The following is a 13016-nucleotide window of genomic DNA, read 5'->3' as shown; positions in this document are numbered from 1 at the left end:
CTCAATCCTCCGGGATGACCAGCAGGCGGTCTGCATCCCGCACCACTCTTGCGTGCACGCCGTACGCGGCCAGCAGGTTGCGGGGGGTCAGCACCTCGTCGGGCGGTCCCGCCGCCAAGACCTGCCCGGCATGCAGCAGCAGCAGCCAGTCGGCCCGCGCGGCCAGATTCAGGTCATGCAGCACCGCCACCACGCCCAAGCCGCCGGCCACCTCGCAGCGCAGGTAACGCATGACTTCCAGGGCGTAGGCCAGGTCCAGGTGGTTGGTGGGTTCGTCCAGCAACAGAAAGCGCGGCTGTCCCGCCAGGGCACGGGCCAGGGCCACCCGCTGCCGCTCGCCGCCAGACAGTTCGGACACCTTACGGGCTTCGAAACGGCGGGTGTCGGTGCGGTTCAGGGCGCTGTCCACCGCCGCCTCGTCGTCCTCGGTCCAGGGACGGGTGGGCAGCAGGCCGAAACGCCAGTCGCCCGCGCCGCGTCCCAGCGCCACTACGTCGCGGACCCTGGTCGCGTCTGGCAAGCCTTCGCCCTGCGCAAGGTAAGCCAGCGCCTGCGAGCGCTCCGGACGGCTCCAGGACCCCAGTGGACGCCCGAACAGGTAGACCGCGCCGGATTCGGGGCTGTTCAGGCCCAGCAGCGCCCGTAGCAGCGTGGACTTGCCCGCGCCGTTGGGCCCGATGACCGCCGAAAATCGGCCCACCCCAAACACAGCGTCCACGCCGCGCACGGCGGGAAAGGTTCCGGCCTGAACATGGAGGTTGATGGCGGCCAGCGTGTCGGGGGGCGCGGTGGCGGGCACGGGAAAATTTAGTTCTTCTCTCCTCATAGTTCCTTCTCACGGCGGAGCAGCCACAGGAAGAAGGGACCGCCCAGCAGCGTGGTAACGATCCCCACCTGCGACAGCGGCGAGGTGCGCGCCAGCAGATCGGCGTAGACCAGCAGCGCGCCGCCCAGCAGCGCCGAGAGCGGCAGCAGGACGCGGTGGCTCGCGCCGAAGGCCAGCCGGACCATGTGCGGCACGATCAGGCCCACGAAACCGATCACGCCCACGTACGCCACAGCCCCCGCCGTGGCAACGCTGGCAGCGATCACCACAATAAGGCGCAGGCGCTCCACTGGCACGCCCAGCGAGCGGGCGGTCAGGTCGCCCAGTTGCAGGGTGTCCAGCGCGCGGGCCAGCAGCAGCAACGCGCCGCAGCCCAGCGCCGCGTAGGGCAACACGGTCAGCACGTCACGCCAGCCGCTGAAGCCCAGATCTCCCAGGGTGTAGGCCAGCACCTGCCGGGCGCGGTCCTCACCGCGCAGGATCAGGGCAGTGGTGCCCGCACTCAGGACGCTGCCCACCACCACCCCGGCCAGGATCAAACGGGTGGGCGGAAAGCGGCGGCCCTCACGCGCCAGCGAGAGCGTGGCGGCCACGGCAAGCAGCGCCACAACGAGCGCCGACACTGGAATCAGGGCGCGCGGCCACTCCAGCACGATGGCCAGGGTTGCCCCCAGCGCCGAGCCGCTCGCCACGCCCAGCAGGTACGGGTCGGCCAGCGGGTTGCGGAACACGCCCTGGAACGCGCCCCCGCACACCGACAGGCTGGCCCCCACCAGCACGCCCATCATCACGCGCGGCAAGCGGATCTGCCACACGATCACGTCGTTGCTGACCAGTTCCGCCCCATTGAACTGGCTGGCAAGGCCGCGCCACAGCGCCCCCAGGACCTCGCCCGGCGGGATATTTACGCTGCCCAATCCGGTCCCCAGCACGATGGCCGAGAGAAGCAGTGCCAACAGCAGCAGGGTGCGCGGCCAGACCTGGCGCGGTCTGGAAATCGGGACCGATACTGGGCCGGTGGACCGCAGCCTCTCCGGGAGCGGCGCTTCCTGCGGCGGATCGCTGTTCATCTGGCGGCACCTCCCCGCGCTCCATCTTCAGCAGGACAGACGGTCAAGCCACCCCCTACTTGAACAGTTCCGGGTGGATGATCCTGGCCAGCTGCGCCAGGGCCTGCGGCATGCGTGGGCCAGGACGGGAAAAGATGGTGTCCAGCCCCTTGGGCAGCGCCATAACCTTGCCGGACTTGAGGGCCGTCATGCTGCTCCAGCCGGGGCGGGCCGCCGCCGTCTTGGCGTCCACGCCCAGAATGATCTGCGGGTTGGCCCCCACGATGAATTCCGGGTCCACCTTGGGAAAGTCGCCCATGCTGGCGGGAATGATGTTGCGCGCGCCCGCCTTGGTCAACAGCACACCCATGAAGGAATTGGGGCCGATGCTGTAGGGCGTGGGGTCCACCTCGAAGTAGGCGGTGGGCTTCCTGACGGCATTCTTGGTCAGAATCTCGATTCTGGCGATGTCGCGGCGCATCCCCGTCACCAGAGTCCTGGCCTGCGCCTCGCGGTTGACGATCTTGCCCAGCACCAGCGTCTTGGAAAAGACTTCCTCGTAGGTTTCAGGGTTCACCACGATCACGGTGATGCCAGCCTGGGTCAGCGGTTCCACGATCTTGCCGTACTTGCTGACCAGCACCAGATCAGGTTTCTGCGCCACAATGGCCTCGATCTTGGGGTCGTACAGACCGCCCATTTTCGGCAGGGTGGTCACTTTCTGTGGGTAGTCGCTGTAATCGTCGACACCCACCAGCTTGTCGCACGCACCAATCGCGCACAGCGTCTCACTGTCGCTGGGCAGCATGCTCACGATGCGCTGTGGCTCGGCCTTGAGGGTCACCTTGCGGTTCAGGTCGTCGGTGAGGGTCAGCGGGTAAGTGGTGGCCCCGGCCAGACTGGCAAGCGCCAAAGAGAGGGTCAGGAATGCTTTCATGGTGTCTCCTCGCCGGCCCCACGCACAGAAAAACCGCCCCAGAATCTGGGGCGGAAAAGAGAATCGTCCGGTACCGTGGGCCAGTTGAGTAGGGCCCGGCACGGGCGTTCCCTCCTTTCCGCGGGAGGTCAGCCACGCGCTCCCTATGGTGAGAACGCGGACGGGGCAGGTGTTCGGACTCTTCGGCACCCCCAAGGAAACAGGAGGCGGAATTACCGTTGCGCGACAGTGCCGGAATGTGTCGCCTGAGAACCGATCTCAGGCGGACAGTCACCGGCTTCCCCCACGCCCGTCAGCGGGGAGTATACGGCAGAGCGCGAAGAAAAAGTGGGGCCAGGAGAAGGCCCGTCCCACTGGAGAAGACTGGCCCTCCTCTACCGGACGCCGCTGTAGCCGCCCGTGCACGCCGCGCCGCGTTCGGGAGCGGTGGGCCCCTGCTCGTACTTGTCCAGAAAGGCCTTCAGGCGGGCGTCGTCCGGATTCTCCACCTTGATCTGCGCGCCCCAGGCACTTGCAGCAACCGGGGTATCCATCCCCTCGTAGGGACTGAGCAGCGTGTAGGGGCGGCCCTCCACCAACGTTTTGAGCTGCGCCACCCCCGCCGCATCCAGATCCGGGCGATAGGTGATCCAGACCGCGCCGTGTTCCAGGCTGTGAACGGCGTACTCCTTGTACAGGGGCTGATCGTAGACGCCGCAGTTCTGCCACAGCGGGTTGTGCGCTCCACCGGCCGGCGGGTTCTCGGCGTAGACCAGCGAGCCGCTGCGGTGATCCCCGCCCGCGTAGGTAAAGGTCTGGAGGCCCTCAAGATCGTTGCTCTTGTTGCAGGCAGTCAGGGTCAGCAGAAGGAGGGGAAGGAGGGCGCGCTTCATCGCTGCCCAGCATAGCGGGGCCACATGAAACTTTTTTACTCGCCGGCCTCTTCCCGCACCCCGGCGTGGGGCACTTCCAAGGCCAGGCCCGGACGTGCCCCCCTGCCGAAGCCGCCGCCCAGCAGGTTCACCTCCTGCCGGTCCGGCACGATGTCACCCTTCAGGCCACGGGAGGCGAGTTCAGGGACGAAGGCGTCCATTACTGGTACCTCACCGTGAACCAGCCAGACGTGGGGGCTTCCGGTGGTTTCCAGAAAGGCCAGCAGATCGTCCTGATCGGCGTGGGCCGAGAAGCCGCCGATGGTGTGAATCTGCGCCCGCACAGCGATGTCCTCGCCCATGATTTCCACGGTCTCCGCTCCGGCGACGATCTGCCCGCCCAAGCTCAGCGGCGACTGATAGGACACGATGATCAGGCTGGTCCCGGGCTTCCACAGGTGGTGGCGCAGGTGATGCTGGATGCGTCCGCCGGTCATCATGCCGTTCCCCGCCAGAATGATCGCTGGCCCGTCGTACCTGTTCAGACGCTGCGACTCGTCGCCGGTCAGGACCTCGTGCAGCGTGCTGGGGGCGAAGGGATCCCCGCCGGAGTGCAGGGCGTCCCGCACTTCGGGGATCAGTTCGCCGCCGAACTCGAAATACGCGCGGGTGGCGCGGGCCGCCATCGGGGAGTCCAGAAACACCGGAATGCGCGGCACTTCCCCTGAATCCATCAGGTTCTTGAGGGTATGGAGGATGGTCTGCGAGCGCTCGATGGCGAAGCTGGGAATCAGAATCTTGCCGTTGGCCCGCACGCTCTGGCGCAGAGCGTCGCGAAACTCGGCCAGCGTCTCGGGCCAGGCGCGGTGACGGCGGTTGGCGTAGGTGGTCTCGAGAACCACCGCGTCGGCCTGCGGCGGGGCCGTGAAGTCGGGTTGCAGCCCACTCTCGCGGTTGCCCAGATCGCCGCTCATGATCAGGCGTCCGTCACTGCACTCCAGCAGAAGGTAGGCGCTCCCCAGAATGTGCCCGGCCCGCCCGGGGGTCACGCGCAGGCCCGCCACTTCTGATCTCTGCCCGAAGGCCAGCACCGGGCGCAGCAGGGCCAGGGTGCGGTGAACGTCCTCCTCGTCGTACAGGGGAGGCAGCACCTCGTGTTCGCGGGCCTGACGGCGGGCGCGGCGCAGTTCCTGGCGGTACCCCTCCACCTGCAGGCGGGCCGAGTCCAGCAGCACGGTCTCGGCCAGCGCGGCGGTGGGCGGCGTGCAGTACACCGGTCCCCGGTAGCCCCGGTTCACCAGCAGGGGCAGGCGGCCCACGTGGTCCAGATGGGCGTGGGTCAGGATCACTGCGTCCAGATCCGCCGGGTCAAAACCATACGGTTCATGGTTGCGGGCTTCCAGCGCCTCGCCGCCCTGGAACAGCCCGCAGTCGATCAGCAGGCGCCGCCCACCGTCCAGCGTCAGCAGGTGCATGCTGCCCGTCACCGTACAGGCCGCGCCGAAACTCTGGAGTCGCATGGGGGAGTTTAACGTGAAGGCAGGGTCAGGCGGCGCAGAAAACGCCACGGCCGCGGTTCTAGAACAGTTCGTCCAGCAGACGGTAATACGCCAGCTTCTGCGGATCGACGACGTCGCGCCCGTACAGGTCGAGGAACTGCTCAGCGTACTCGGGATTCAGGTTGCGGCCCAGGCTGCGGTGGGTCAGGGCCAAGTCGGCGTGTCTGTCCGCGATTCCGGCGCGGCCCACGTCGATCAGGCCGTCGATGAATTCGCCGTTCACGATGAAGTTGGGCAGGCAGGCGTCGCCGTGCGCCACCACCAGATCCTCCTGTGCGGGGCGGGTGCGGGCCAGCTCATTGAACACACTGACTGCCGTGCGGCCCTGACGCTCATCGTCGAAATCCGACTCGTCCACCACGCCCGCCGCCACCCGCTCGCGGGCGCGGGCCAGGGCCACGGGGAGCGACATGTTGAAGGGGCATTCGCGCAGCGGTAGCGCATGCAACTCGCGCAGGGCGCGGGCCAGCAGGCTCACCAGCCGGTCGGGGTGAAACAGCACGTCGGGGTGTGCGGCGTCCAGGCCGGGCACGCGGGTCATGGCGAGGTACTCGAGCCCCCCCTCTACCTCGTAGGCCACCACGCGCGGCACGGGAACGCGTCCGGTGAAATAGCGCAGGCGTTCGCGTTCCTGTTGCAGACTGCTGGGAAACTGCAGGTTGCCGCGCCCCTGTACCTTGACCACGAAGCGCTGCGATCTCCATACGCCAGCCCCACTTTCGCCCCTCGTGACGCGCTCCCAGCGGGCGGCCGGCAGCACCCGGCGCAGCGGGGGTGGCAGGATCAAGGTTTCGTGAGCATCGGCGGGCACGGGGCGCAGGATAGATCATGCAGTTGCGGCGTGCCGCACGGGGCATCATTAAAGGGTGACCACCCGACAAAAAGAGCCGCGCGCGGCCACACGCAACACCAGACAGCAGCGCTCCCAGCGTCACGCCGACTGGTTTTCCGCCGCCATCGGACGCACGCGCTTCGTGGTGTTGATCGCCGTTGTAGCGGTGTTGCTGGTCTCGTTCAGCCTCTTTCTGCAGGGGACCGTCCTGGCGCTCTCCACGCTGTACGGCTCGTGGCAGGACACCTTTACCAACGGCATCCAGAGCCAGCGCGGCAGCCTAGCGGTGGAATTCCTGGAGATCGTGTCGACCATGCTCAAGGCAGTGGTGTTCTACCTGATCGGAGTGGGGCTGTACTCGCTGTTCATCTCACCGCTGAACCTGACCAGTGCGCTGGGGGTCGAAAGCCTGGCAGATCTGGAACAGAAGATCATCTCGGTGATCGTGGTGATTCTGGGCGTTACCTTTCTGGAACATTTCGTGCGCTGGGAAAAGCCGGAAGAAACGCTGTACTTCGCCGGGGCCTTCGCGCTGGCGGGCGGGGCGCTGGTCTTCTTCCAGCGGGTACATCACGGTCAGGGAAGTGATCTGCAACAACCCGAGGCGAAATTGCGTGCCCGCCGCGAACTCTTCGAGCACGACGACGAGCAGCGCCACATTGAGGAAGAGGACGTCAAGCGCGCCGAGGAAGTGACCGGGGCCAAGGCAGAGGGCAAGATCGAGCCGGATGCCGGAGCGGAGAGCTGAAGCGCCAGTGGTTGCAACCCCAGCCTCCCGGGCCACAGGCGGCGGCCAAGAGTGGGGCGTGCGGCGCCCCCACCGCCCGCGCCGCGTAGACTGCGGGCAATGAGAGTTGGCCTGTTAAATTCACCCGCCTCACGCCTCCGGGCGTACTGGGCGGCGTACCTGAAAGAACTGGACGTGCAGACGGTGTCACCTGCGCTAAGCGATAGGGAGGCGCTGGCGCTGGGCCAGCAGAGCCTGCCGGACGAGCCGACCACGGTGCAGCTGGCCCTGGGCCGCATCCTGACGCTGGACGCAGTGGACGCCGTGCTGATCCCGCAGTGGCCCGCCGTGTCCGGCGACGCCTGGAGCGAGGCGCTGACCGAGTTGCTGCCCCGGCGCATCAGCGGCCTGCCCACGCTGATTGCCGTACCGGATCAGCACAGTCCCGGCAGTGGCGGCCCCGATCTGGAGGCTGTCGCGGCGGAGGTGGGGCTGCGCGTCTCGCACAATGGGGGCGCAGTGCGCGGGGCACTGGCGAAAGTGCGGCCCCTGGCCGCCGAACCCCGCGTCAGCCTGCCTGCGCTGGGGCGTGCCGGACTGGCCACGGTGGCAGTGGTCGGCCCACGCGCCCTGCTGGCCGAAGACGTACTGTCGGGCGGCCTGCGCCCTGCGCTGGAGGCAGCGGGCCTGTACGGCGTCCTCTCGCCCGACCTACCGCAGGGAGACGTCATGCGGCGGGCCGAACGCATGGAGAACGCCGCGAAGGTTCCGGCGGGTGAGCGCGAGCTGTTCGGTGCGGCCTCGCTGCTGTCGGGCAAGAGCGCGGTGCGCGGCGTTGTGCTGGCCGCCCCCGCAGGTGACGGCGCGACGGCGGCGGCGCTCGACCGTATTGCCGCGAAGATGCACCTGCCCACGCTGCGGCTGGACTTGCAAGCCCAGCAGACCCAGTTCGGCGGCCTGGAAGCGTTCGCGGCCCGGGTCAATCCCGGCGCGCTTCCGACCCAGGAGACCCCATGAACCTCTGGCGCTGGCTGACCACCCCCGATCCCGATCCAGGCTTCACCTGGAACAAGATGCTCAAGCTGGTCATCCGGGTGGTGCTGTTCGCCACCGTGGCCACGCTGATCAGCAGCCTGCTGGCGCTGACGCCGCTACGCCCGTACCTGAACACTTGGTGGGGCAGCCTGATCTTCATCCTGATCCTGTACGTGCCGATGGCCCGCTTCCTGCTAGTGGACTCCTTCGCGCCGCGTCGGGCAACTGCGCCCAGCGCGCCGGGGAAAGGCGGATCAAGCCTGAGCAGCGCCCAGCGCCGCAAGGAACGGAATCGATACGCCGGGGTCAAGAAGGGACCGCCCAAGTACGGGGGGCGGCGATAGACGAGAACAGACCGCACTTCAGCCTCGCCCAGACGCGCAAGAAGCGTCCGGCCGACGAACTGCTGAATGAGCACGTCTACCGCCCTCTGGCGCAAACGCTGGTGGACCCGCTGGCCCGCCTTGACGTGAATCCGGCCCATGTGGTGCTGTTCCACACGGTTCTGGGCGTCTACGCAGCCTGGCTGATCCGGCGCGGCGGTCCATGGTGGCGGTCCCGGCTGACGCCCGCGCTGCTGTTGCAGGTCAAGACCGTGCTGGACAATCTGGACGGCCAGCTGGCCCGCGCCACCGGACGGACCACCGAGACGGGCCGCTATCTGGACACCGAGATGGACCTGGTGGTCGATCTGTCGCTGAACGTGGCCCTGGCCGGCTGGGCCGGAATCCCCCTGACGGTGCTTCAGAGCCTGATCCTGACCACCGATTTTCTGTGGGAACGGGACCACCGAACGGCACGGGGCGAGGTGTTCCGGGACACGGCGGCGCAGTCGAATGACCATCCGCAGGTACTGGCGACCCTGAAGGCGGTGTATGCCGCCTACTTCTCGCCCCAGGAACAGCTGCTGGGCGGCTGGTTCGAGACCCGACTCGGCGCCAGCACAGGGGACGCGCCGACCCCTGAAGAACGCCGCGCATACACGCCGCTGCCCATCACGGCTGTGGCGGCCAATCTGGGCCTGACCACACAACTGGCCTTTCTGGGCCTGTGCCTGCTGGCAAATCAGCCCCGCCTGTACACCCGCTCGCTGCCCGTGCAGGCGCTGGTGTTGACGGGCGTTCAACTGTGGCGGGAAGGCCAAGTGCGCCGGGGGAAGACCTGAGCCGCTTGCGCCGCCGAGGTCTGATTTACTGGCCCAGTCGGTACTGCCTGTCGCCCTCGGCCTGCAGGACCACGCTCACCTTGCCTCGGTCCACCGTCACGTCGCAGTCCAGAATGCCGCGCGGCAGGGGCTGCGGCAACGCCGTGATGCATTTCAGGCTGTAAGAGGCGTTCTCGGCGGGGTTGGTGGCCCGCACCGCCTGCAGGACCTGAGTGCCGTAATCGCGAGCGGCGCGACCCTGCACCGCCAGCGTGGCGACGATCACACCGATGCCCACCACGAAGGCCAGCAGAATCCAGAAGAAGGTCCGCAGAGAGCGGCTGCGCTGTGCGGGGGTGACCTCACGCAGTTCGGGGCGAGCGACGGTTGGTGCAGCAGGTTGTTTTTTGGGGCGGGCACGCTTGCTCATCTGGTGTCCAGCCTATCCCGCTCAGCCCTCCAAACTGCCGCCGCGCTACACTCTGCGCCATGAGCAAGGTCATCATCATCGGAGCGGGCGGCGTGGCGAACGTCGTCGCCAAGAAGTGCGCGCAGAACGACACCGTTTTCACGGAGGTGCTGATCGCCACCCGCACGGTCCGCAAGGCCGACGCTATCGTGGCTGAGATTCACGAGCACCTGCCGAACAGCAAGACGAAGTTCAGCACGGCCACCGTGGACGCTGACAATGTGCCGGAACTGGTGAAGGTCATCCGCGATTTTGGCCCGGAGATGGTCATCAACGTGGCGCTGCCGTACCAGGACCTGACCATCATGGACGCCTGCCTGGAGACCGGCGTGCATTACCTGGACACCGCCAACTACGAGCCCAAGGATGTGGCGAAGTTCGAGTATTCGTGGCAATGGGCCTACCGCGAGCGCTTCGAGCAGGCGGGCCTGATGGCGCTGCTGGGCTGCGGCTTCGATCCCGGCGCGACGCAGGTGTTCACGGCGCACCACGCCAAGCACCACTTCCAAGAAATCCACTACCTGGACATCATCGACTGCAACAACGGCAACCACGGCAAGGCCTTCGCCACCAACTTCAACCCGGAAATCAACATCCGCGAGATCACGGCCAACGGGCGCTACTGGGAAGACGGGCAGTGGATCGAAACCAGCCCGCTGGAGATCAGTCAGGACATCTACTACCCCAAGGTCGCCACCCGCAAGAGCTTCGTGCTGTACCACGAAGAACTCGAATCCCTGGTGATCAACTTCCCCACCATCAAGCGCGCCCGCTTCTGGATGACCTTTGGCGAGGCGTACATCAAGCACCTGAACGTCCTGGAAGGCATCGGCATGACGTCCATCGAGCCGATTGACTTCAAGGGCCAGCAGATCGCCCCCATCGAGTTCCTGAAGGCCGTGCTGCCCGCCCCCGAATCGCTGGCCGCCAACTACACCGGGCAGACCTGCATCGGCGTGCAGGCCAAGGGGATCGGCAAGGACGGCGAGGAGCGGGTGCACTTCGTCTACAACGTTACCGATCATGCCCAGACGTACCGGGAGGTGCAGGCGCAGGGCGTGAGCTACACCACCGGCGTCCCGGCCATGATCGGCGCGATGCTGATGTTGCAGGGCGTGTGGAAGAAGGCGGGCGTGTACAACGTCGAGGAATTCGATCCCGATCCGTTTATCGACGCGATGAACAAGTGGGGCCTGCCCGTGGATGAACTGGCCGGCATCGAACTGGTGAAGTAGGCACCAGACCTTCAAGTCCCCGCCCCCAAAGCGCCGCCCGACTCTGGTCATGGGCGGCGCTTTGGGGCTTTGGATGGCAGGCGTCAGCCCTGACCCGGCCCACCTTAAGGACCGCTTTTCAAACAGAACGGAACGGGCGGTATGGGCGATACTGGGCCATGTTCATCCATGTTCGGCCCGTGCCTCCCCTGCCCGGCGGCAACGCGTGACGTCCGCCGCCGATCTGACGGACCCCGCCGCCCTTCAGACCGCCTTCCGGGCGCAGGGCTACGTGGCCGGGGAAGCGCTAGCCACGGCGCTGCGCCTTGTTCCGGCGCTGCAAAAGCCGCTGCTGCTCGAAGGCCCGGCAGGCGTGGGCAAGACTGAGGCGGCCAAGACGCTGGCTTCGGCCCTGGGGACCCGCCTGATCCGCCTGCAGTGCTACGAGGGGCTGGACGCACAGGCCGCGCTGTACGAGTGGAACTATGCCCGCCAGTTGCTGTACCTGCGCTCAGCAGAGATCAGTGGGGGCCGGGTGGACGACGCCGAACTGTACGGCGAACGGTTTTTAATGGCCCGCCCGCTCCTGCAGGCCATTCAGCAGGACGTGGCCCCGGTGCTGCTGATCGACGAGATTGACCGCGCCGACGACGCCTTCGAGGCCTTCTTGCTGGAACTGCTGGCCGAGTGGCAGATCACGGTGCCGGAACTGGGGACCATCACGGCCCGCACGCGTCCGCACACGATCCTGACCAGCAACCGCTCACGCGAGCTGAGCGACGCGCTGCGCCGCCGCTGCCTGTACCACTGGGTGGAATACCCCACCGCGCGGCAGGAACTGGAGATCGTGCAGGCGCGGCTGCCCGGCATCGACGCAGTGCTGGCCCGGCAGGTCACCGACGCCGTTCACGCCCTGCGTCAACTGCCACTGGGCAAACCGCCGGGCGTGGCCGAGACGCTGGACTGGGCGGCGGCGCTGCTCACCCTGCACCGGGACCATCTGGACGCCGCCAGCATCGAGGCCACGCTGGGGGCGGTGCTGAAGCTGCGCGAGGACCAGTTGCTGGCCGCGCCGACGCTGCGGGGGGTGGCGGGCCGGGCGGAAGCGGGGTGACGGGCAGCATCCCGGCCGAACTCTCAGCGCAGATCACCGCTTTCGTGGCGCGACTGCGAACCCGCCACGGCTTTCTGGTGGGAGCGGGCGAGGCGAGTGACGCGCTGCGGGCCGCCGCGGTGGTGGACGTGCTCAGCAAGAGGCAACTCCGCGACGCCCTGCGCGCCGTGCTGATCGCCCGCCCGGAACAGGCACGCATCTTCGACCACGAGTTCAACACCTTCTTCCGCGCCGAGGACCGTCCAACCCCGCCCGAGCTGCCGCCCCTGCTGCCCGAAACCGACGCCCCTGGTACGGAACAGGAAACCGAAACCGCGCCCAGCAAGCCGCAGGAGGGTGAGGAACAGGCTCCGGCCTCGACTCCACCCGGACCCGGTGAGGAACCGGAACTCACGACGGTGCAGGCCCAGCCCCAGGGTGAGGCGAAAGAGGACCCGGATGACCTAGGGGACGACTTTCAAACCCTGCAGACGCGCCTGAGCCCGAACGCGGGGGTGGGGGGCGAGGTCCGCTCTGAGAACGGCGAGCTGCGCGAGCTGCTGCGGGCCGCTGCCGCACTGATCCGGGCGGTGGAGCTGGGACGGTCTAGACGCCTGAAGTCGCTGGCGCGGGGGCCGAAGCTGGACGCCCGCCGCACCCTGCGGGCCGCCGCCCGCACCGCAGGCGATCCGGCGCTGCTGCGCTGGCTGGGCCGCCCGCGCCGCGCGCCGCATTTTCTGCTGGTGCTGGATGGCAGCCGCAGCATGGGCCGCGACGCCACCTTGCTGCTGCGTTTCGCCCAGGCCCTGTCGCTGCGAACGCGCCGGGTGGAGGTCTACGTCTTCTCTACCGGACTGCGCCGCCTGACCCCGTATCTGCGTCAGGCCCATCCCGGTCAGGCGCTGGCCCTCCCGGATCTTGGAGAGGCCTGGGGTGGCGGCACCCGTATCGGCGAGAATCTCCTACAACTGGCCCGTCAGGAGCGTGAACGGGTGACCCGCGACACGGTGGTGATCATTCTAAGCGACGGCCTGGACACCGGTGAGCCTGCGGTGCTCGAACGCGCGCTGCGTGACCTGAAGGCACGGGCAGGCCGCATGGTGTGGCTCTCCCCGCTGGCCGCGCTGCCGGGGTATCAGCCGGTGCAGCGGGCCATCCAGGCAGCCCTCCCGCACCTGGACGCTCTGCTGCCCGCCGGGGGATTGGAAGACCTGCACCACCTGGGCCGCCGCCTGAAACAGCGAAACTAAATCTGCGACCCAGACAACCACGTACTGGAC

At 67.5% G+C, this 13016-nt stretch carries 14 protein-coding genes and 1 riboswitch; of the genes, 7 read left to right on the top strand and 7 right to left on the bottom strand.

Annotated features, from left to right (window positions below):
• Nucleotide 1 precedes the first annotated feature (1 nt).
• The 6 genes from HNQ08_RS22110 to HNQ08_RS22085 form a co-directional block, all read right to left on the bottom strand.
• Nucleotides 2-826 carry an ABC transporter ATP-binding protein gene (locus HNQ08_RS22110; RefSeq protein WP_184136950.1) on the bottom strand — a complete coding sequence of 275 codons (825 nt, stop codon included), beginning with the start codon at nt 824-826 and terminating at the stop codon, nt 2-4.
• A complete protein-coding gene (locus tag HNQ08_RS22105) occupies nt 823-1896 on the bottom strand; it encodes a FecCD family ABC transporter permease (protein ID WP_184136949.1) in 1074 nt (357 codons plus the stop codon). The genes HNQ08_RS22110 and HNQ08_RS22105 overlap by 4 nt, the downstream gene beginning before the upstream one ends.
• Nucleotides 1897-1951: 55 nt before the next feature.
• Nucleotides 1952-2812 (bottom strand): ABC transporter substrate-binding protein, encoded by an 861-nt coding sequence (locus HNQ08_RS22100; RefSeq protein WP_184136947.1) that lies wholly within the window; start codon nt 2810-2812, stop codon nt 1952-1954.
• A gap of 147 nt (nt 2813-2959) precedes the next feature.
• Nucleotides 2960-3119: riboswitch (cobalamin riboswitch) on the bottom strand.
• 67 nt (nt 3120-3186) lie between these two features.
• Nucleotides 3187-3684, bottom strand: coding sequence for a thioredoxin-like domain-containing protein (locus HNQ08_RS22095; protein ID WP_184136945.1), 498 nt, complete (start codon nt 3682-3684; stop codon nt 3187-3189).
• Nucleotides 3685-3719: 35 nt separating this feature from the next.
• Complete coding sequence (locus HNQ08_RS22090; RefSeq protein ID WP_184136943.1) at nt 3720-5183, bottom strand: MBL fold metallo-hydrolase RNA specificity domain-containing protein; 1464 nt, start codon at nt 5181-5183, stop codon at nt 3720-3722.
• A 58-nt stretch (nt 5184-5241) separates the two neighbouring features.
• Nucleotides 5242-6033, bottom strand: a complete 792-nt coding sequence (locus HNQ08_RS22085; RefSeq protein WP_184136941.1) for an APH(3') family aminoglycoside O-phosphotransferase — start codon at nt 6031-6033, stop codon at nt 5242-5244.
• A gap of 55 nt (nt 6034-6088) precedes the next feature.
• Between HNQ08_RS22085 and HNQ08_RS22080 the strand changes: the two genes are divergently transcribed.
• The 4 genes from HNQ08_RS22080 to HNQ08_RS22065 all read left to right on the top strand — a co-directional run bounded on the left by HNQ08_RS22080 (nt 6089) and on the right by HNQ08_RS22065 (nt 8981).
• Nucleotides 6089-6802, top strand: coding sequence for a YqhA family protein (locus tag HNQ08_RS22080; protein WP_184136939.1), 714 nt, complete (start codon nt 6089-6091; stop codon nt 6800-6802).
• A gap of 99 nt (nt 6803-6901) precedes the next feature.
• Nucleotides 6902-7798, top strand: a complete 897-nt coding sequence (locus HNQ08_RS22075) for a hypothetical protein (protein ID WP_184136937.1) — start codon at nt 6902-6904, stop codon at nt 7796-7798.
• A complete protein-coding gene (locus tag HNQ08_RS22070; RefSeq protein ID WP_184136935.1) occupies nt 7795-8160 on the top strand; it encodes a hypothetical protein in 366 nt (121 codons plus the stop codon). Before HNQ08_RS22075 ends, HNQ08_RS22070 begins: the two co-directional genes overlap by 4 nt.
• 101 nt (nt 8161-8261) lie before the next feature.
• Entirely contained in the window at nt 8262-8981 is a 720-nt protein-coding gene (locus tag HNQ08_RS22065) for a CDP-alcohol phosphatidyltransferase family protein (RefSeq protein WP_229790199.1), read from the top strand.
• Between the two features lie 25 nt (nt 8982-9006).
• Here the strand turns inward: HNQ08_RS22065 and HNQ08_RS22060 are convergent, their stop codons facing one another.
• On the bottom strand, nt 9007-9390 hold the full coding sequence (locus HNQ08_RS22060) for a hypothetical protein (RefSeq protein WP_184136933.1): 384 nt from the start codon (nt 9388-9390) through the stop codon (nt 9007-9009).
• A gap of 59 nt (nt 9391-9449) precedes the next feature.
• On the opposite strand from HNQ08_RS22060, the gene HNQ08_RS22055 reads away from it, so the two are divergent.
• The 3 genes from HNQ08_RS22055 (at nt 9450) to HNQ08_RS22045 (ending at nt 12986) form a co-directional block, all read left to right on the top strand.
• Complete coding sequence (locus HNQ08_RS22055) at nt 9450-10664, top strand: saccharopine dehydrogenase family protein (RefSeq protein ID WP_184136931.1); 1215 nt, start codon at nt 9450-9452, stop codon at nt 10662-10664.
• Between the two features lie 205 nt (nt 10665-10869).
• Nucleotides 10870-11757, top strand: coding sequence for an AAA family ATPase (locus tag HNQ08_RS22050; protein ID WP_229790198.1), 888 nt, complete (start codon nt 10870-10872; stop codon nt 11755-11757).
• Nucleotides 11754-12986, top strand: a complete 1233-nt coding sequence (locus tag HNQ08_RS22045) for a vWA domain-containing protein (protein WP_184136927.1) — start codon at nt 11754-11756, stop codon at nt 12984-12986. Before HNQ08_RS22050 ends, HNQ08_RS22045 begins: the two co-directional genes overlap by 4 nt.
• The last annotated feature ends 30 nt before the right edge of the window (nt 12987-13016 follow it).

The organism is Deinococcus humi (assembly GCF_014201875.1).
Classification (GTDB): domain Bacteria; phylum Deinococcota; class Deinococci; order Deinococcales; family Deinococcaceae; genus Deinococcus; species Deinococcus humi.
This window is presented reverse-complemented; position numbering and strand designations above follow the sequence as displayed.

Excerpts from the sequence above, each read along its gene's own strand:
- HNQ08_RS22055 (WP_184136931.1), top strand. The coding sequence starts at position 9,450 with ATGAGCAAGGTCATCATCATCGGAGCGGGCGGCGTGGCGAACGTCGTC.
- HNQ08_RS22075 (WP_184136937.1), top strand. The coding sequence starts at position 6,902 with ATGAGAGTTGGCCTGTTAAATTCACCCGCCTCACGCCTCCGGGCGTAC.
- HNQ08_RS22105 (WP_184136949.1), bottom strand. The coding sequence starts at position 1,896 with ATGAACAGCGATCCGCCGCAGGAAGCGCCGCTCCCGGAGAGGCTGCGG.
- HNQ08_RS22070 (WP_184136935.1), top strand. The coding sequence starts at position 7,795 with ATGAACCTCTGGCGCTGGCTGACCACCCCCGATCCCGATCCAGGCTTC.
- HNQ08_RS22100 (WP_184136947.1), bottom strand. The coding sequence starts at position 2,812 with ATGAAAGCATTCCTGACCCTCTCTTTGGCGCTTGCCAGTCTGGCCGGG.
- HNQ08_RS22090 (WP_184136943.1), bottom strand. The coding sequence starts at position 5,183 with ATGCGACTCCAGAGTTTCGGCGCGGCCTGTACGGTGACGGGCAGCATG.
- HNQ08_RS22095 (WP_184136945.1), bottom strand. The coding sequence starts at position 3,684 with ATGAAGCGCGCCCTCCTTCCCCTCCTTCTGCTGACCCTGACTGCCTGC.
- HNQ08_RS22110 (WP_184136950.1), bottom strand. The coding sequence starts at position 826 with ATGAGGAGAGAAGAACTAAATTTTCCCGTGCCCGCCACCGCGCCCCCC.
- HNQ08_RS22060 (WP_184136933.1), bottom strand. The coding sequence starts at position 9,390 with ATGAGCAAGCGTGCCCGCCCCAAAAAACAACCTGCTGCACCAACCGTC.